Origin of the sequence: Pseudoalteromonas sp. NC201 (assembly GCF_002850255.1) — a bacterium.
Classification (GTDB): domain Bacteria; phylum Pseudomonadota; class Gammaproteobacteria; order Enterobacterales; family Alteromonadaceae; genus Pseudoalteromonas.
This window is the reverse complement of sequence record NZ_CP022522.1, coordinates 3,642,953-3,664,675: the sequence shown is the minus strand read 5'-3', so window position 1 is coordinate 3,664,675 and position 21,723 is coordinate 3,642,953. Positions and strand designations below refer to the sequence as shown.

Annotated in this window: 3 protein-coding genes (1 of these 3 running past the window's edge); all 3 read left to right on the top strand. The window is 47.1% G+C overall.

Going from position 1 to position 21,723, the window contains the following annotated elements:
- Positions 1-59: 59 nt before the first annotated feature.
- Entirely contained in the window at positions 60-2,075 is a 2,016-nt protein-coding gene (locus PNC201_RS15975) for an amidohydrolase family protein (RefSeq protein ID WP_102057609.1), read from the top strand.
- A 722-nt stretch (positions 2,076-2,797) separates the two neighbouring features.
- A complete protein-coding gene (locus PNC201_RS15970) occupies positions 2,798-12,724 on the top strand; it encodes a hybrid non-ribosomal peptide synthetase/type I polyketide synthase (protein ID WP_102057608.1) in 9,927 nt (3,308 codons plus the stop codon).
- On the top strand, positions 12,724-21,723 hold the 5' portion of the coding sequence (locus PNC201_RS15965; RefSeq protein ID WP_102057607.1) for a non-ribosomal peptide synthetase. The gene runs 828 nt beyond the window's last position; the window shows 9,000 of its 9,828 coding nt (coding positions 1-9,000); it begins with the start codon at positions 12,724-12,726; its stop codon lies off the right edge, out of view. The genes PNC201_RS15970 and PNC201_RS15965 overlap by 1 nt, the downstream gene beginning before the upstream one ends.

Genomic DNA, 21,723 nt, shown 5'->3' with positions numbered 1-21,723 from the left:
CTTTTTGTTATCTTGATGTAATATTATTGTCGTTAAACGGAAATTTAAGGAACAATAACATGACAAAAATAATAACAAAGCGAAGTGCCTTGTCGACACTCGTTGCGGCGCTTTTAACTACGCAGAGTTGGGTAGTATTTGCTGACACCATTATCAATAATGTTTACTCAGAAAAGGGCTTGGCTGGTACGCTAAGCCAAGAAAAAATCGACGAGCAAAACTATACAGCCAAAATTGAGTTTGGCTGGAACAACCGTCGGATCTTAATTGATGAAACCTTAAAGTTGAATGAAAAAGGACTACCCATCAATTTTAGTCTTAAAGGACGTTCTGCTTTTGGCTCCACAATTGACGAAACGTTTAGTTATAACAGAGGCATTGCGCAGTGGAAAAGTGTCAATGAATCAGGCATTAAAGCTGACGCGACACTCGATTTCTACGTACCGTCTAATAACCACCTTGCATTAGATAACGCGACGATGCGTTATGCTCTAAAAAATAATAAATACGAATTAGATGTTTACCCTCAAGGTAAAATGCTTATCGAAAAAATGAAGTCGATGAAGTTGGGGGAACAAACCGTTCATCTATTAGTAACGAGTGGCCTTAGTCTTACTCCTAATTTTGCATGGTATGACGACGATGGTAACTATTTCGCGCAAAGTTGGGGGCCAATGTATGTCTTGCGCGACGGCTACACCAAAGCACAGTTCGAAGAACTTGAGACTATCCAAAAACAAGCCGAACAGCAACATCTAGAAAACCTCGCTAATAAGCTGACACACGATGTCCCTGCATTACTTATTGAAAATGTTGCCGTCTTTGATGGTGAGCAGAAAAAACTGCTGAAAAACCATGATGTGTTGATTAAAGATGGCAAGATTGTCGAAATCTCTAAACATATTAAAAAGCAAAATGGCGTGGTTAGCCTTGATGGAAAAGGGAAAACCTTGATCCCAGGGCTTTGGGATATGCACGGTCATTTATCAAAAGAGAACGGTATTTTAAATATTGCGAACGGTGTTACCAGCGTTAGAGACATGGGTAACGAGCACGACAATATTATGGAAATTGAAGCGCTATTTAATACCAATCAGGTGTTGGGCTCGCGTGTATATCGTGCTGGCTTTATGGATAAATTCAGCGAAAACTCAGCAGGCTTAAGTGTGAAGTCATTGGAAGAAGCGCTCGAGACGGTCGATTTCTTTGCCGATAATGGCTATGTTCAAGTGAAGCTCTATTCTTCTATCGATCCGAACTGGGTAAAGCCTATTTCTGAACGTGCACATAGCCGTGGATTGAGACTTAGCGGTCACGTGCCCGCGTTTATGACGGCAGAGCAAGCCATTGAAAATGGTTATGATGAGATTCAGCACATTAATATGCTATTCCTTAATTTCCTTGCTGGTGAAGAAGTGGATACCAGAACACAAAAACGGTTTTCACTGATGGGAGAGCAAGCCTCTGGCTTATCACTTGATAGTCCAGAGATGAATGCATTCATCAAGTTACTAAGTGATAAGCGCATCGTTGTGGATCCTACCGTATCTACATTCAGAAGCTTATTGATGGCAGAAGATCAAAAGATCAATCCGGAATTTGCTGCTATTTCAGAGCATATGCCAATTGCATTCGCTCGCGGTTTAAAAGGGGCTGAGATGCATGTTGATGAACAGTTTAAACTGAGCTATCAAGAGTCAGGTGAAGCAATGCAAAAAATGCTGAAAAAGCTCTATGATGCTGGTGTTCCAATGGTACCTGGAACGGATAATATTGCAGGCTTTACCTTGATCCGTGAGCTAGCACTTTACGTTGATGCGGGCATTCCTGCGGCCGATGTGCTGAATATGGCAACGCTTGAGAGTGCTAAATTGATGGGGGTTGCACATCAAACCGGTTCAATTGCCAAAGGAAAAGTGGCAGATCTAGTGTTGATCGATGGCGATCCACTTAAGGATATAACAGCACTGCAAAAAGCGACATTGGTGATCAAAGGTGAGCAAGCGTTTAAGCCTGCTGAAATTTACCAAGCGATTGGAGTGAAGCCGTTCACTACCTCGCCTTCGCTAAAGTAATATTAAGTACATTACAAAAGTAATAGTTTGATGCTATAAAACCAGTGCAAAAAATATAACACTTGCACTGGTTTTATTTTCGTTACCTCGATATCAGACTAAATTGTATTTCCGAGTTTTATCAAAAGTGTTTCTAAAACAGAGGCTTGTTTAAAAAACAAACAAATTGTTCTGGCTTTCCTGTTACTACCTAATAAAAAATTCCTAAAAACGGTTTGGTGTAATCTTGTGTAATGGATAAATTTACTTTTTTGTTAATAAAGCGGTTTATTTATCAGTTTCTTGTGCTAGCCTTTTTCAGTACAGATCACGAGTCGTTGATGTGAAGCCATACAAATTGTGTGTGTTTTACCAGCTTCGGTATGGTCTTTTTTATAACTCTATTTGAGACTTTGATGTCGTCACCCTCGCGTACAAGGATGGTAAAAAAGTTGCCATATTCAAGCGTTAAAGTGACAGTGAGTGATTACAGCAATGTTGTATATATGCTGCAAGCAAATAGCAAAAGGTGCTGTTGATTAACTTGGCTCGCGGTTTTAGCGGTTAGTTAACCTTTATAGATATACCCTACAAACGTTTTCCTACTTAAGTGGGTACTGTGTTTGTTGCGGTTAAGTAATTGATTGGTTTTTTACAACGTTACTGATGGTTAACTGTCGCAGGCCAAATTGATACTGCTCGCGCTGTTGCCAAAGGAATCCCAACCAAGTTATGGGGATGGCATGAATACAAATATTGTTACTATACTCGCGAGTTTAGCGCGTACTCGATCTCAAGATATTGCCTATCAGTATTTTTACGATGAGGCATTACCAAGTAAAACTATTTCCTACCAAGAACTGCATGAGCGTGCAGCCTCTATTGCTGAGACATTGAGTGAATATTTTGAACCGGGTGACAGAGCATTATTACTGTACAACTCTGGATTTGAATTTATTGAAGCCTTTTTTGCTTGTTTATACGCAGGGATAATTGCGGTACCGGTTTATCCCCCTAAAAAGAATCAAAATGTTGATCGTCTGCGTGCCATCATCGAAGACGCAGGTGCCAAAGGTGCGCTTACCAGTGAAAAGATCAATGAAATCGCCAAGCCATTGCTTGATTCTGAGCCAAGTCTAGCGCAGTTAGCGCTATTTACTACCGATAACATTGCACTTAAATCGACCACTCAACAGTGGCCTCGTGCACAGAACCGTGGTGAGCAACTGGCATTTTTGCAATATACCTCAGGCTCGACGGGCACACCTAAAGGCGTAATGGTAACTCACGATAATATTCTTGATAATCAGGCGCTAATGAAAGAAGCGTTTGGTCACGATAGCAACTCTTCGATTGTAAGTTGGTTGCCTCATTTCCATGATATGGGACTGATTTTTGGCATTATGCATCCAATCTATATCGGTGCGACAGCGGCGCTGATGAATCCGGCTTATTTCCTGCAAAAACCACTACGTTGGCTAAAACTGCTTTCACAAACCAAAGCATTAACGTCAAGTGCGCCAAACTTTGCCTATGATCTGTGTGTGGACACCGTCAAAGATGAAGACCTTAAAGACTTAGATTTGTCCCATTGGCGCTCAGCATTAAATGGCGCAGAACCAGTGCGTGCCAGCACGTTAGAGCGATTTTATCAAAAGTTTAAAGTGTGTGGCTTACAAAGAGAGAGTATCGCACCTTGTTACGGTATGGCAGAAACCACTTTATTTGCAACTGGTGGACGTCTTCTAGAAAAGCCAAAGATATTACGTATTGATGCAGCCAAGCTACAGCAGGGCATAGCCGAACAAGTCGCAGATGAAGATACAGTAGATTCGTTTTATGCATTAGATGTGGCTGATGAACAGCAACCTTATTACGCCGTATCTTCTGGCGTGAGTTGGGGCGAGCATTGTATTGCGATTGTTAACCCTGAGTCTTTTGAAGCATGCAATGATGGTGAAACCGGAGAAATTTGGGTAACTGGTCCAAGTGTAGCAAAGGGGTATTGGAATAACCCAGCGGCAACTGAGGCTACATTTCATGCCAGAATTAAAGGTGCTGACGAGCGGGCTTATCTCCGTACTGGTGATTTAGGCTTTATCCAGCGTGGGGAATTGTTCGTTACAGGACGCGCCAAAGACGTGCTTATCTTCCGCGGTAAAAACTACTACCCGCAAGATATAGAACTTACGGTTACACAAGCAAGCGATAGCTTAGAACAAAATGGCGGCGCAGCGTTTTCGGTCGCCGCTAATGGTAATGAAGAGCGTTTGGTGATAGTACAACAAGTAAAGCGTACTGCACTAAGAAAGTTAAATGCTGAGCAGGTATTACAGCAGATCACCGCTGCGATCGTTGAGCACCACGGCATTACGCCTTATGACATCGTATTGATAAAGCCCGGTCGCATTCATAAAACATCGAGCGGTAAAATTCAGCGCCAAGAGAATAAGCGCAGTTATTTAGCCGATAACTTTGAAGTAATTGCGCGCGCCCGTGAAGCTGCTGTACCACAGCAAGCTGAGGCGCCATCGTCCTCATCGTCACTACAACAAATTCAGCGGTTATTACAAGATTTAGTCGCACAAGAAATAGATAAGCCCGCGCGTAGTTTGGATATCGACGCGCCATTCTTGGCATTAGGTGTGGATTCGATGAAAGCGGTACGGATCTCAGGGGAATTAATGGAAGTACACGAGCTAGATCTTGAGCCTACGGTACTTTACGAATATCCCTCAATTCGCGAACTAGCCCAGTATTTAAGTCAGTTTAGTACGCTTACTCAAGCCCTAGGACAGACAGAGCTTAACGAGTCGAAAGGCGCCACTGAGCAAGCGAATAAGACGCAGCCTACTCGTCGAGCTGAAGATATTGCAGATACAGATATTGCCGTGATTGGCATGGCCTGTCGTTATCCTTCAGCAAATGGACTCGATGCATTTTGGCAGCTGTTATGTCAGCAAGGTGATGGGATCACCACGCCAGATCCTAAGCGCCAGCAGCTTTGCCCGAATCTTGAAGCCGACCGACTTGGTGGCTATTTAGAGAATGTCGATGAGTTTGATGCTGCATTATTCGGCATCTCGCCACTCGAAGCTAAGCATATCGACCCACAACATAGATTACTGCTCCAAACGACTTATCACGCTATACAGCATGCCGGTTACCAACCCGCCACGCTCGCAGGTAGCAATATTGGCGTGTATGTTGGTATATCGCAAAATGATTACTTTTTATTGTCGCAACAACAGCAAAAAAGTACCGCGTATTTAGGCACGGGCACAGCACTGAGCATTGCAGCAAACCGTATTTCTTATAGCTTTAATTTTACCGGCCCGAGTGTGGCGATTGATACGGCGTGCTCGTCATCGCTGGTGGCACTTCATCATGCAATTCAAGCACTAAGAAATGGAGAAACGAACGCGGCGTTGGTGGCGGGCGTTAATCTTATTCTGAGCGATGATGTGACTAAGGCCTGTGAAAACGCACAAATGTTGGCAGCAGACGGCCATTGCAAAACCTTTTCACAGGCAGCGGATGGCTATGTGCGAAGTGAAGGAGTTGGGGTGGTGATGCTAAAGCCGCTACAACAAGCCATGGCAGACAACGACCCGATTGTTGGTGTACTCAAAGGCAGTGCAATTAATCAAGACGGCCGCAGCAATGGCATTACCGCGCCAAATAGTGCCGCGCAACAGGCTGTGATCAATGCCGCCCTTGATAATGCCAAGATGCAGGCGGGAGATATCCACTATGTGGAAACCCATGGCACGGGTACGGAGCTTGGCGATCCTATCGAGATCACAGCATTAAACCGCACGTATGGAGAACACCATAGTCGCCATGATCCGGTTATTCTCGGTGCGGTAAAAGCGAATATTGGTCACCTTGAGTCTGGTGCGGGTATTGCTGGGCTTATCAAAACGCTACTGTGTTTACAGCATGGGCAAATTCCTGCACAGCGTTACAGTGAGGTGTTAAATCCGCATATCCCATGGCAAAAGCTCCCATTTATGGTGCCGCAAAACATGCAGACATGGCCTGTACCACAAGGGGGAATAAGAGCCGCTGGATTAAGCTCTTTTGGTTTTGGTGGTACTAATGCACATGTGATCTGCGCACAAGCGCCTGCGCCTAAACCAGAAATGCAAGCTGAAGTAACACCGCCTTCGTTTTATCTATTGCCTCTCGCTGCTAAATCTAAAGCTGCATTGCAGAAACTTGCTGGTCACTATAGTGAACGATTGTCGAGTCTGACGCCTCAAGCATTTGATGACTTCTGCGCACAAAATGCCGAGCAAGTACCGCTTAAAGGTGTGCATAAAACGTTTAGTGGTGTGAGTAGAGAAGCACTTATTTCGCAACTGAATAGTCCCATTATTGTTGAACAGTCTTCGGCAAATGATGCTCCAGAAGTTGCGTTTTTGTTCACCGGACAAGGTTCGCAATACCCCTTGATGGCTCACGCTTTATATCAACACCACGCAGTGTTTCGCAGTCACTTAGATGACATTGACAGCCTGATTGGCGAGCGCTTTGGAGCACGCCTGTTGGATGTGTTATTCGATGAAAAGCATAGTGAACTGCTGGCACAAACCCGTTGGACGCAAGTGAGCTTGTTTGCCGTTGAATACAGTGTGGCAAACTTATTGATGCATTATGGGGTGAAGCCATCCCAGCTACTCAGTCATAGTGTTGGTGAGTATGCAGCGGCTTGTATTGCTGGCGTGTTCTCGCTTCGTGATGGCGTTGAGTTGATTGCAGCGCGTGGTCAACTAATGCATGAATTACCGATAAAAGGCAGCATGATCGCCGCAAGATGTGATGAAATAACCGCACGTAATTGCTTGAGTGAGATTCAGGAGCAAGTGGTTATCTCAGCCTTCCATGGTGAGGCTGGGGTAGTATTCTCCGGTGCTGATGAAGCAATCACAGCCCTCAGTGACGTGCTTGCAGCACAGCAAATTAAAGTAAAAGCGCTGCATACGGCAAACGCTTTCCACTCTCCATTGATGGCCCCCATGCTAGAGGCCTTTAGGGAAGTCGCTGAACAGGTTAGATTCCAACAGCCTCGGCTGCCTTTTGTTTCATCCATGACGGGGCAAGTGGAGTCTACACTTATCGCTACGGCCGAGTATTGGGTTGAACAAATTAAGGCACCGGTTCGCTTTGTTGACTGTGTAACTGCGCTTGAGTCACTAGAGCATGGCTTAGCGATTGAGCTTGGTCCTAAACCTATTTTGAGTGGCTTACTACAGGAAAATAGCAATAACAAAGCGCTCAGTTATGCCCATGTATTGCACTCCAAAGGCGAAGACAGCATGAGGTTCGTCGAGTGTTTGGGCACATACCTCGATTTAGGCGGGCCGCTCGAATGGCAACAGGTGTATGGCAGTCGTCCGAGCGTTAGAGTGGGCTTGCCGCAATATCCATTTGATTGCAGCTCATACTGGATTTTTGGTACTGAACAATCACAGCCCGAAGCTCTGACAGTGGTGAATGCGAGTGACCGTGATGCACAAATTCGCAGCTTTGTGCTCAATACCCTAGCGGGGTTATTGTCGATGCCCGCTGATGCCATCCAAACCAACCTCCCGTTGTTAGAAATGGGGGTTGATTCGTTGATGATCATGCAGGCCGTTAGAGTGTACGAGCGGGAATTCGGTTTAGAGTTTAGTGTTCGTCAATTTTATCAAGAACTCAGCGATGTCGATAAGTTAGTGGCCTATATTCAAAGCCATAGTGACTATCTCAAAGCGCCGCAAGGTTCACAACAAGCTGGCAGTTTGCCATCACCTGCATCGGTGACGACTGATACGCCAAAAGGTAGTGTAGTAGAGGCTGACAACCACACGCTTGTCGCTATCTATCAGGCGCAATTGCAGGCGGCAAGCACAGTGACCAACGCTGAAGCGAGAGCTGCGTTAGAAGCGGTGGTGGGACAGCAGTTACGCCATATTCAGGGCGCGAAAGTTGAAAACAGTGCAGTCACCTCGACAGCAACCTTGGTATCAAAGCCCCAGCCAAGCAGAGCCCAATCTGTATTACCAGGCGCACAGCAAAAACAAGTGCAGCGTGCCAATAGCAGCCCAGCCATGCGTCAACATCTTGCTGCATTGAGTGATGCTTACATTGCGAAAACGCACAGTTCAAAAGCGCTAGTGAGCGAATATCGCGGACGCCTTGCGGATTGCCGAGCATCGGCAGGTTTTAGACTGTCGAGCAAAGAGCTACTTTATCCGGTGTTCTCTAAGCGCTGTGAGGGCGCATATATCTGGGATATCGATGATAATCGCTATATTGATATCACCATGGATTTTGGTACTAACTTATTTGGTCACAACCCTGACTTTATCAAAGCAGCACTGGCGCAACAGCTTGAAGCGGGTATGCAACTGGGGCTTGCAAGTCCTGATGCGCCTGAGGTTGCTGCACTTATCTGTGAGCTGACAGGGCTTGAGCGGGCATCGTTTTGTAACTCTGGTACAGAGGCGGTAATGACGGCGCTACGCTTGGCAAGAACGGTGACCAAACGCGATAAAATTGTTCAGTTCTCAGGCGCGTACCATGGTCACTATGATGGTACTTTGGCAACTGAGTCGCCAGAGCAAGGCGTAGAGGCAATGTGTGCTGGAGTGCGTTATGGCGCAATCGCCGATAATCTCGTTTTACCTTATGGTGATGATGAGGCGCTAGAGGTTATTACCCGAGAGGCGCAACATATTGCCGCGGTGATTGTTGAGCCGGTACAAAGCCGTCATCCTGAAAATCAGCCTTGGGCGTTTTTACGTAAACTACGTACGCTTACCGAAGCGCATGGTATTGCCCTCATTTTTGACGAAATGATCACTGGCTTTAGAGCACACCCCGGTGGTGTTCAAGGCTTGATAGGGGTTAAGGCCGATATGGCAACCTATGGCAAAATCGTCGGTGGTGGTATGCCTATCGGTGTAGTCGCGGGGGCCGCTACCTATCTCGATGCCATTGACGGAGGAAATTGGCAATACGGAGATGACTCCTACCCTTTGACCGATACCACCTTCTTTGCCGGGACTTTCTGCAAACATCCAATGACCATGGCGAGCGCCAAAGCGGTGTTGCAAGCTATTAAGTCGCAAGGTCCAACGTTACAACAAGGGATCAACGACAAAACCGCGGCATTTAAAGCACATCTCAATGCGTTTTTTGAAACCCATGACGTACCCATTCGAATAGAAGCGTTTGCATCATTATTCCGTTTTCGCTTTTCGCAAAATCTTGATGTGTTCTTTTATGAAATGCTAGAGCGCGGTGTATTTATCTGGGAAGGACGAAACTGCTTTTTCAGCGCCGCCCATACAGATGAAGACATTGCAGCGGTGATAAACGCAGTTGAAGCTAGTGTACTTAGCTTAAAACGTGCGGGTTATTTTGGTGAAGTGAGCCCAAGTGATGACGATGCTGCATTTCCACTTAGTCATAGCCAGCAGCAGCTATTAGCGATGGCGTTGACCTCTAGCGAAGGGGCGAGTGCATATCAATTACAAGCGATATTAAAGCTCTCAGGTAAGCTCGATTTAGCGCGGCTGAAGCAAGCCGTTACTACGGTTTGCCGTGACTTCCCAATCTTGCGTTTTGGTGTCGATAGTGACCGCTTAATGCAATATTGCCGAGTGGAACAAGCCGAGTTGCATGTTGAGCCATGGAACGAAGAAGACCAAGCAGCATTACACACCCGACTATCCGCACTGCGTTATCAACCATTTGACTTTGCAAAAGACCCACTTTGTAGAGTGACGCTGTTGAGTGATGGCAAAGCGCAGCACTATCTAAGTGTTGTGGCCCATCATGTGATCTGCGATGGGCTTTCACTACAAATGGTGCTGGCAGCAATCGCTGAGCGCTACAATCAAGATGCAAAACAAAATGAGGTGGCAAGCCGAGCTGTCTCCTTTAATCATTACGTTGATAGCCTGCAGGCATATTCGCATTCACCGGAAGCTGCAAAAAACCAAGCTTTTTGGCACCAGTGCTTAGCGAGTTCAACACCACTTGAGCTGCCAAAATCAACGACGGTGAGCGTGGCTTCATACCAAGTTAATCAGCTCACATTACCCATTTCATCGAGTGCAATCCGAAACACTGAGACCCTTGCTCAATCTTTGCGTTGTGGGCAATTTGCAACCATGCTTGCACTTTATTGCTTGTGGCTACACAAGTTAAGCGGTCAGGCGGTAATAAGTGTAGGTGTGCCGGTATCAGATAGGCAACGACTGGCGTCGCAGTTTGAGCCTGAGTTGCTCGACCAAGCGTTACTGGGTTATTGCACCAATATCTTGCCCATTGTGGTTGACATGACTAGCATTAGCAATATCGGTGAGCTGGTACAGCGGGTGCAAAATACTTTACTTGATGCCTTTGATCACCAAACCCACCCGTATGCAAGTCTTGCCGATGACCAGCTAATTCTACCTAGCACTTTGTTTAATCTAGATAAAGTCACCACTTTGCCGAACTTTAATGACCTAGAAGTTGAAGTACAGCCAAGTGTCGCTAAATTTGGCCAATTTGAACTGACGACAAATATGACCTGTGTTGCGGGGCAGTGGTCCCTGTTAGTGGAATATCACACAGCAAAATTTGATACTGAATTAATGACCCAGTACGTGGCTAAGTTTGTCCATTTGCTGTCGCAGGTTCAAGGCAATACACCGATAGGGGCTCAAAATGAGCTGATACAAAGTAGTGATGATGTGTATCGATTGGTTGAGTTACCGCTACAGCAAGAGAAATCGGTTAAGGTCGCGACGAGTTTCGTTGAAACTTGGCAGCACAATGTGTCGCGTTGCAGCGCACGTACGGCACTGGTAACGGATGATGTGAGTCTCAGTTATGAGGCACTAGATTCGCGTGTTAACCAACTCGCTCACTACTTGATGAAGCAGCAGGTAACGCCCAATAGTATCGTGGCGGTGGCATTACCACGCAGGGCGGAGCTGTTGATAGCACTCATGGCGGTGATGAAAGCTGGAGCGGCATTTTTACCACTCGATCTCACCTTTCCTGACGAGCGCATCGCGCATATCTTAGAGGATGCCAAAGCGAGTGTTGTGCTGTGTGATGCCAGCAGTGCAGAGTCTGCGTTATTCAATCATGGTCGTTTCAAACGAGTCTGTATGGATAGCGATGCCGAAGTCATTGCCAAAAGTTCGACTCGCAGCCCAAGCTTGCTAATTCAAGCTCAGCAGCGTGCTTACGTGATTTATACCTCTGGTTCCACGGGGTTACCCAAGGGCGTTGAAATCAATCACGGGGCATTTGCTAATCTGCTTGCATCTATGTGTCGTGAGCCGGGGCTGGTGGCAGATGACCGCTTATTGGCCATCACCACGGTGGCATTTGATATTGCCTTGCTAGAGTTGTTTGGGCCATTACTGGTTGGTGCGTCTGTGGTGCTGGCAAGTGATGAAAGTATTAGCGATCCTGCTGTGCTTGGCGCGCTTATTGAACAGCAGCAGATCACGGTGATGCAGGCAACGCCAACGCTATGGCAATTAGTGTTAAATGCGGCACCAGCATGCACTTCTGCCATAAAAGTATGGAGTGGCGGTGAGCCTTTACCTCAGGCACTGGCCGCGCAGTTACTTAGTCACAGTAAAGCGGTTTATAACTTATACGGGCCAACCGAAACCACGATTTGGTCGGCGGTGGCACATATCGACAATGCCGCAGAGATAACCATTGGTAAAGCGATACAAAATACTAGCTTATTTGTGCTCCCAACAGAGTGCCATGGTGAAGGGCTGCCTTTACCCGACGGCGTATGGGGCGAGTTATACATTGGTGGCAGTGGTGTTGCTATGGGTTATTTACATCAAGCGGAGCTGACCGAGCAGCGTTTTATCAATCATCAATTTACAACTTCCATTAGCCGCCGCTTATACAAGACGGGAGACAAAGCGAGGCGTTTAGCTGATGGCCATTTTGAATTAAAAGGACGCTTAGATAATCAAATTAAACTCCATGGTCATCGTATAGAGCTTGGCGATATTAGCCATCACCTAGGGCGGATACTCAATACTAGTGAAGTCGATGTTTGCGTACAAACGCTAGAAACTGGCCCATGTCTGTGTGGTTATATGATTGATGATGGTGAGCTATCAACCGAGTGGTCTTCGCCTCGGCTGCGCCAAGCGCTCGGTGAATGGTTACCAAGTTACATGGTGCCTGAGCATTTTGTTTGGTTAAGTCAATGGCCGATGACACCAAATGGTAAGCGCGACCGAAAAGCACTACCAATGCCTGCTATTGAGCCAGTATCAGAAATATGCACGTTGGCTCCTCGCACTGAAACAGAAAAACAGCTGCATCAACATTATATAGCGCTTCTCCCTGTTGAGCAGTTGGGCGTCACAGCACGTTTTGTGGATAGCGGCGGCAATTCGGTGATTGGTATGCAGTTGGTATCGAGACTCAACCGAGCTTTCAATATTAAATTGACCATTGGCGACATCTTTGAGCACGCCTGTATTGCAGAGCTTGCTGAGTGTATCGAAGCGCTAAAACAAGCTCATGATGCTATTTCGGTGGAGACGCAGACTCCAAACGTAGAGAAAGTCAGTGATATTGTAAGCGACCGAGATTTGAGTGCAGCGCTAAGTGATAAATCTATGACGGAGATGGACTTGTAATGATGGAAAACTTTGCAATAAAACAGTGGTTAGATGAGCTGGACCGTCAACAGATTTATGTTTATTTACAGCAAGATAAATTAAAACTTAGAACACCGCTTGGGCAGGTGCCTGAGGGTATTCTGGATAAGATAAAGGCGCACAAAACTGCGCTTATCACCTACCTTCAGGGGCAACAAAAGCAATCTGCTGCGCTCTCGGCAGCACAGCAAAGAATGTGGTTTATTGATAAATATGAAGGGGGCACTGCGGCATACAACATGGCTGGGCTAGTTAAATTATCGCAGCCATTTTCAGTCACGGACATTGAACAAGCGTTGAGCCGCTTGATAGCTAAGTACGATATTTTGAGAGCACGATTTATCACGGTTGAAGGGAAGGTGGTGCAGCAAATTGAACCTGCTGAGGCGATGAAAATTGCTGTGATGACCGTGGATGAAGAAGCGCTACCCAATCAGCTACCAGAGTCGATTAAAGAGGCTGTGGGGTATCAGTTTGATCTTGCCAACGAGTCGCTGCTGCAAGTGACGGCTTTAGTGAGTAACTCTCACACTGCTTGCCGCTGGTTACTCGTTAACATGCATCATATTATTAGTGATGGCTGGAGCGTGACTATATTTATCAACGCACTGCTGTATGAGCTATCGGAGGCGTGTGTTGAGCTTCCCGATTTACAGTATGTTGACTATGTGCACTGGGAGCAGCAATTAAGACAATCCCCAGACTATCAACAACAATTGGCTTATTGGACTGAGCAGTTAGAGGCATTTACACCGTTTGAATTGTCCACCAGCTATCCAAGAAAAAAAGAAAAGCAGTACCAAGGTGACACGGTTCGTTGTTCGTTTAACGCAGAACAAATACAACGATTAGATAAAGCTTGCCACAGCGATGGCGTAACACATTTTACCGCCTTGCTGGGCGTGTTTTACATCTTGCTTTATCGCTACAGTGAGCAAGCCGATATTACCTTAGGGGTGCCGGTTGCAAATCGTCAGCAAAGCGAGTTTGAAGCTATGCTTGGCTGCTTTATTAATACCTTGCCACTGCGTATGCAGATAAACGGACATCACTCCATGAGTGAGGCGATTAAGGCGCTGCAATACAAAGTATTGCAAGGGCTTAGTAATCAAAACGCTGCCGTGGAAGACATCATTGAAGCGCTAGAGCTACCCAAATCCGCCGCGCATTCCGCCTTGTTTCAAGTGTTATTTAACTACAATGGTGTAGCCAGTAGTAAGGTGTCGGTAAATAACCAATTAGAAGCCGAGTTAATTGCCCTAGATAATGGCACTGCGAAATTTGACTTAACCCTATCTGTTGATGATACAGATGATGCCCTTGTGTGTGACTTTGTTTATGCAGCAGGGCTCTATGAACGTGCGCTTATTCAGCAATTTGCCGATGATTATTTGGCACTCGTCCAGTGCTACTGTGCTAAAGAAGCGCTGCCGATTGACGACTTGGTGCTCAAATCAACGAACTTACCGACAAAGGCGGCAAATATCAATCACAACATCAGCCAGCCGGCGCTGGTGCCGCAAGCAATCAGAAGTATAGCGCAAACTCAAGGTGAGGCGATTGCAGTGGTTGTTCCAAGCACCAATGGCGAAGCATCGCGGGCCCTAACGTATCAGCAGCTACAATCTCAAAGCCTACAAATTGCCAACAACTTAGATGTTCCAGCGTCAATCATTGCGCTGATAACAACGGGCGATATGAGTGACATTGTCACTATGCTTGGCGTAATGCAAAGTGGCCGTGCGTATTTACCTATTGATGGCAATATGCCCACTGCCAGAGCGCTACAAATGCTAGCGCAAGCTGAGTGTAATACGGTGGTGGTAAGTGTCGAAACGCCACTTAGCCAAGCGCTACGAGAAGCTGACATCAGAGTGCTTGACTATACTGAGCTGAGCCAAAACAAAGGAGCGCCGCAGCAAACTTATTCACCAAGTTTTGATGATAGCGCGTATGTGATGTTTACTTCAGGGTCAACTGGTACGCCCAAAGGGGTCGAAATCAGCCATGGCGCACTGAGCCATTATTGCAGCAGCATCGCAGCACGATTGAGTTACAACCAAAGTACGCGAGCGGGCGTGGTCACAGGGTTTGCCACGGACTTATGCTTAACGGCTGTCTATCCGGTGCTTATTCATGGTGGCACTGTGGTACTCACCCTTGCAGATCAAGCGCCAGAACCGGCTGAAATCGCAGCCAAGTTAGTGGCTGAGCAAGTTAACTTGATAAAATTAACCCCTTCTTTTGCCGCGGTGCTGTTGCCTCAATTTGCTGAGCAAAAGCCCGCTATTTCGCAGTGGGTGTTAGGTGGAGAAGCATTGGGTGAGCAGCTTGTTGATAGCATTCGCGCGCTGACGCCAGCAGCGCGTATTTTCAACCATTATGGTCCGACGGAGGCTTGTGTTGGAGTGGTTTGTCATGAAGTGACACCCAGCAGACTAACCGGCCACAGTTACCCAATCGGTACGCCTTTGGTACATGTTACCACCTGCGTACTCAACAAACAGGGGAAGCCGACCCCTGCGGGCATGCCTGGTGAGCTTTATATTGGTGGGGCAAGCCTTGCCAAAGGATATATAAATGCGCCTTCAGAGACCGCTGCTCAGTTTACAAGTAGCTTGCAACATAGTGCCCAATGCGCCCGTTTTTACCGCAGTGGTGATAGCGTTAGGCTGAATGCGAGCGGCGAGCTTGAATTTCTCGGTCGAATTGACAAACAAGCGAAAATTCGCGGTTTTCGTGTTGACCTCAATGAAATAGAAGCTGCACTGTTAGCGCTTGATGAGGTATCGCAAGCGGCGGTAGTCGTGCGTAAGCTCGGCAAACAAGACGCTTTGGTTGCTTTTGTGGTAAGTGGTGGTGGCAGCCAGTGCGCTGCAACCAATTTGCGCGAGGTGATCCGTCAAGGCTTGAAGCGGCGTTTGCCTGAGCCGATGATCCCAAGCTGGATAGAGCTTTGCCAGCACTTACCCACCCTGAGTAATGGCAAGATAGACCGCCAACAATTACAGTCTTTGGCATTAACTTCTCAAAGCCAAAGTAGTGAGGTGACAAGTGCGTTGCAGCGACAGTTAATCACACTCTATCAAACCTTAACGGGCGCACCAGAAGTGGGGCTGCACGATAGCTTTTTCAGCATCGGTGGTCACTCTTTATTGGCAATGCAATTACTCAATGAACTAAGAGCCCAGCTCTCGGTGGAGGTGAGCTTAAAGCAACTGTTTGCCAATCCTAGCGTATTTGAACTAAGCGAGATACTGGCTAACTCTCAGTCTCAATCTTCATTACCAAGTCTACAACCTGCGCCACCACAGCCCAATTATCCTTTGTCATTTGCACAGCGGCGCTTGTGGTTTGTAGACCAACTGCAAGGGCACAGCAACCAGTATAACCTACAGGGCATATTTCAATTGCAAGGCAAACTGAATACCAAGGCCTTAGAGCACGCCTTTATTGCTGTGATTAAGCAACATCCAGTCTTGGCGTTTAATTACCATCAAAACGCGCAAGGAGAACCGCACCAAAGCATTAACCTTGATGCTCGATTTACCCTGGTTAAGCACGACTGGACAGATAAATCCGCTGAGCAACAAGCACATGCGTTAGAGCAGGCCATCGCAGAAGATTACGCAACCAGCTTCGATTTAAGCCGTGATTTAATGCTGCGCGCCAGTCTTTATCAACAAGAGGCGATGCAGGCTACCCTTATGATCACCTTACATCATATCGCTGCCGATGGTTGGTCTATTGCGTGTTTGAGTGACGCTTTAAGACAGGCATACAAAGCTGCTCTCAGCGGCGAAACCTTATCGCTACAAGAGGTGCATTACGTTGATTATGTAATGTGGCAACAGCAGCTGGAACGGGGGGCGTTATGGCAACAGGAGCTCGACTATTGGCGTATGCAATTACAAGGTCTGCCCAAGGTTCATGAATTACCGCTAGATTGTAGCAGAGAAGCAAAAACCTCTTTGCGTGGCGCCTTAGTGATTGAGCCTATACCTGCGGCGCTGGTCAGTGCGCTTCGAGCGTATCAAACTCGCTCAGGGCAAACCTTATTTGTGTTACTGCAAACGCTGTTTTCATTATGGCTAAGCCGCTTTTCTCAACAGCGCGACGTGGTTGTTGGTACGCCGGTATCAGGACGTCACCTCAAAGCATTTGAAAATATGATTGGTAACTTTATCAATACTTTAGTGCTTAGGAGCGAATGGAGTGAAGACACCAGTTTTACCCAAGCGCTACAGCAAACCCAAGGCTTACTCAACGACGCATTGCAACATCAACATATTCCCTTCGATGTGTTAGTGGATGAGCTAGACATTGAACGCTCAAGCGCCCAGCATCCGCTGCATCAAATCGTGTTTCGGGTAAATAACCAGGTAAATGAAAACCTTAGGCTAGAACAATTGGAAGTGACGCCCTGCCAAAGTAAAGTACGCGGTGGCAAATTAGATTTAGAAGTCGCAGTGATAGACGAGGGCGATGTACTCACCGTTGAATGGCTTTATGACAACAATTTGTGGCAAGAAGCGAGTGTGGTTAGTTTCCATCAGCAGTTTTGTTATGTGTTATCGCAGTGTCTTGCAGAGCCAAATACTCCGTTGTCAGCATTGTCATTGTGGCCCGCTGAGCAGCAGTTAGCGCTATTAAAACAGCAGCAAAGTGTTGCGGTAAAAGTGACAGAGCAACAGCCATGGGTGACTCAGTTTAGTCAGGCGGCTCTTCAGACTCCACTACAGACTGCGGTGCGCATGGGGGAGTTTACTTGTAGTTATCTCACCTTAGAAAAATGCGCGAACCAACTTGCTAATAGCTTATTAGAAATGGCATTTGCCGATCAAAGTCGCATTGCTATTTTACTGCCGTCTTCGAGTTACATGGTGGCCGCGGTGCTGGCAATATTAAAAGCGCGCCATACCTATGTGCCCATTCATCATGACACGCCAACCGATACCTTAGCCTACATCATGAATGATGCAGACATCGTATTGACGCTGGCGCTAAGTGAAGATGCCGAGCGCTTGATTGAAGCCGGTAGTGACTTTTTGTTGCTTGATGATTTGTTCGAAGCCGAGGGGAACTTTGCGTTTTACGATACCAGTTTGTTGGTAGATGAAGATGCATCTGCATTTAACCAAACCGAGCTTGCCTATGTTATTTATACCTCAGGTTCAACCGGGCAGCCAAAAGGGGTGCCCATTAGTCATGGCAACCTCAATAATTATCTGCGCTTTGCGTGTCAGCGCTATCTGCCACAATCCGGTGATATAACCAAGGCAGTACTCAGTACACCGCTGGCGTTTGATGCGACGGTGACCGCCTTAGTGCCTATCTTAATGCGAGGTGGTGAGCTTGAGTTGCTTCCCATGGGCGTCGAATTGTTGCCCGCCTTACAAACGCAGATTTTTGCAGCTAACGAAGCCAAGTTATTCAAGTTAACACCGGCGCACCTACGCGCGGTATTTGCATTAAGTGACGCACAAACTCGCAGTAATATCGCCCACCGATTTGTGGTTGGGGGTGAAGGGCTGAGTGCAGCTTTGGTTGATAAGCTGATGGACAAGCTCCCTAACGCCCAGTGGATAAACGAATATGGCCCAACAGAGGCAACAGTCGGCTGTAGTATCTATGCTGTAAGCCGTGAGTCGCGCCACTTGTTAGCGGGCCACGAAGAAGTGCCTATTGGCCATGCTATCGATAATATGACACTTGCGGTGGTTGACGAGTTTGGCGAGCTGGCTTTACCCAATATGCCCGGAGAGCTTTGGCTAGCGGGAGATGGGGTGTGTGAAGGCTATATTAATCTCGCGAGTGTGACGCAAACACGCTTTGTTGAGCAAGCAGTGCCTGCGTCTGGTACTTCAAGCTTGCGTTGGTATCGCAGTGGCGACAAGGCAAAGTGGCAGGCGAATGCGCGCGGTGAGGCAGACTATCTTTGTTATTTAGGGCGGTTAGACGAGCAAGTAAAACTGCGAGGCTACCGTATTTCTCTTGTGGCAATCGCCCATCAAATCGACGCGTTGGTGCAAGTAAAAAGCTGCGCTGTGAGTGTTGATGAAGCACAAGAAAGCCTAGTGGCTCATGTGGTTTTAAATGGTGAGGCTAAGCTCACACTCGTGCAGTTGCGCCAAGCTTTATCGCAGTCGTTGCCCAGTTACATGTTACCTGCCGCGCTGGATATCGTTGCTGATCTTCCACTGACTGCAAACGGAAAAGTAGACAAGCAAGCATTACAGCTTGCCTATCAGGCACAGGCGAAAAGCCATGAGGTCGCCGAGGTAATTGATGGATCTAAGCTCACAGAGATACAGCGTTATTTACTTGAGTTATATCGTGAGCTATTACCGAGCCCTGTACAGAGTATTAATGATAGTTTTTTTGACTTAGGTGGGCATTCGCTGCTCGCCATAAAAGTGATCAGCCGAGTGCGCAGTGAGCAGCGGCGAGATATCACCTTGCCACAACTTTTTGATGCGCCAAGTATTGCAGCGTTTGCTGAAGTGATAACCGCAAGTTCGATGATTGCGCACAGCAATACCATTGAGCCGGTATCAAGAGCTCAAGCGTTACCTCTGTCTTTTGCTCAGCAGCGTTTGTGGTTAATCGATCAGTTACATGAGCAAAGTCTGCAATACCATATGCCAGCGAGCTATTGGTGTGAGGGAGCCTTAGATATTGATGCTTTAACACAAGCGTTAAGCGCGATTGTTGCGCGTCATGAAGTGCTCCGTACGGTCATCGTTCCTGCAAGTGGTGATCACGGTGCTGTGCAGCAAGTTCGTGCTCAAGTAGCTTGTCCTGTGGAATTAGTAGATTTGTCTGGGCTGAATACCGCCGAGCAACAGCAGCGTTGGCAAACATTACAGCAGCAATCGCTCAGCAAGCCTTTTGATTTATGCCAAGACACTATGCTGCGCGTGATCTGTGTACAGTTTAGTCACAACCGATTTGGACTCTTGTTTAACATGCATCACATTGCCAGCGATGGTTGGTCGATGGCGCTGCTTGCTAAAGAATTTGTGGCGTTTTATCGGCACTTTAGTGAAGCGCCAGCGTATTCGTTGCCAGAGCAATACGCTAAATCGCTAGCGGTGCAGTATGCAGACTTTGCCTACTGGCAGCAGCAACAGCAAGATAGCTATCAGGCAGATCTTTCTTATTGGCAAACTCAGTTACAGCAGTGTCCTGTTGTTCATGAATTACCGCTGGACTTTGAGCGACCACAAGTTCAGTCCCTTGATGGTGAATGCATTCGTCATACTCTTACAACGTCGCAAGTTGAGGCGATAAAAGCGCATTGCCAAGCACAAGGGGTGACCTTGTATATGTGGTTGCAAAGTGCCTTTTCGCTGTTGATGCTTCGTCTTAGTCAAACGCAGGATATTGTCATTGGCTCGCCCATTGCAGGACGTGAGGTGAAAGAGTTAGAGGGGTTACTGGGGTGCTTTGTGAATACCTTGGCTATTCGCGCTCGCAAAGTGGGGTCGCCTTCATTTAACGACTGGCTAAGTGAACAAAAACAGGTGATCTTGTCGGCTTTTTCCCATCAGAATCTACCCTTTGAGCAGCTTGTTGATGCCATTAATCCACCGCGCAGCTTAGCGCATTCGCCCGTATTACAAATACTCTTTGCACTACAAAATAACGAACAAAGTAACTTCAAGCTACCTCACCTAAAAATCGAGCAACAGCTTGATCTTAAGCCTGCAATGAAGTTCGACTTAGAAGTCAATGCACAAGAATCGGGCAGTGAGATCACGGTGCAGTGGAATTATGCCAAAGCCTTGTTTAAACACACTAGCGTACAGGCGATGGTTGATGCTTTTGTGACGTTAATTGACGCGGCGCTGACAAGCCCTGAGCAAAGTGTGAATACCTTACCATTAGTTGATAGCAAAGTACTCAGCGAGTTAGGGTTTGCCACGCAAGCGCAGCCGCAATCTCCTTGGTTTATCAGCGATAAAATACGGGACTTTGCTCAGCATAGTGCACAGCAAAATGCTGTACGAGATATGACTGGCAAGCGGTTAAGTTTTGGCGAATTGGAGTCACAAAGTAATCAACTTGCGCGTTACTTGATTGAACAAGGCGTAACGGCAAGGTCGCAGGTCGCAATAAGCTTAGCGCCAAGCTGTGAGCAAGTTGTGGCACTTTTGGCAACCTTAAAAGTTGGGGCCGTGTATGTGCCGCTTGACCCAAATGCACCGAGTCAGCGTCAGCACTATATATTGCGTGACAGCAAAGCGACTTGCCTTATCACCACCTCAGAACTACTTCCTAACAGCGCAGAACTTAGCTGCCGTTTGGTGCTAATGGACACCGCACAGCATTGGCAGAACATGCCTGTAGAAGCGCTTGCGCCGTTAAGTGATATTGATGCGCCTGCTTATATGATTTATACCTCTGGCACTACAGGGCGACCCAAAGGTGTGGTGATCAGCCATCGTAATCTACACCTTTACCTTGAGCATGTTAGCCACAGTTATCTCCAAGGCGATATACAAGAGAGCGTTGTCAGCACGCCTTTAGCGTTTGATGCGACAGTAACCAGCTTATGGGGAGCGCTGGTTAATGGCCTTGGAGTTGTATTATTGAATGATGGCGAGCAGTTAATCACAGAGCTTAGTGCGTGTTTAGCGCGCGAAGAGTCATTGCTGTTCAAGTTGACTCCAGCCCACTTGCAAGGCGTGCTGGCACGATTACAACCGAGCAATGCTGCGCACCACATTGTGGTGGGGGGAGAAGCCCTATCTAGCAGCGTGGTTGCTCAAGTCGGGGCACTGATGCCACAGGCTCATTTTTATAACGAATATGGCCCAACAGAAGCAACAGTCGGGTGCTGTGTGTATCGCTGTAATGGCCAAGATGCGGTTTCGCTTGCGCAGCAATCGCAGCGCTTTGTGCCAATCGGTAGCGCCATTCAAGGCACTCATTTGGTGGTGCTGGATCAGCATCAACAGCTTGTTCCTATGGGC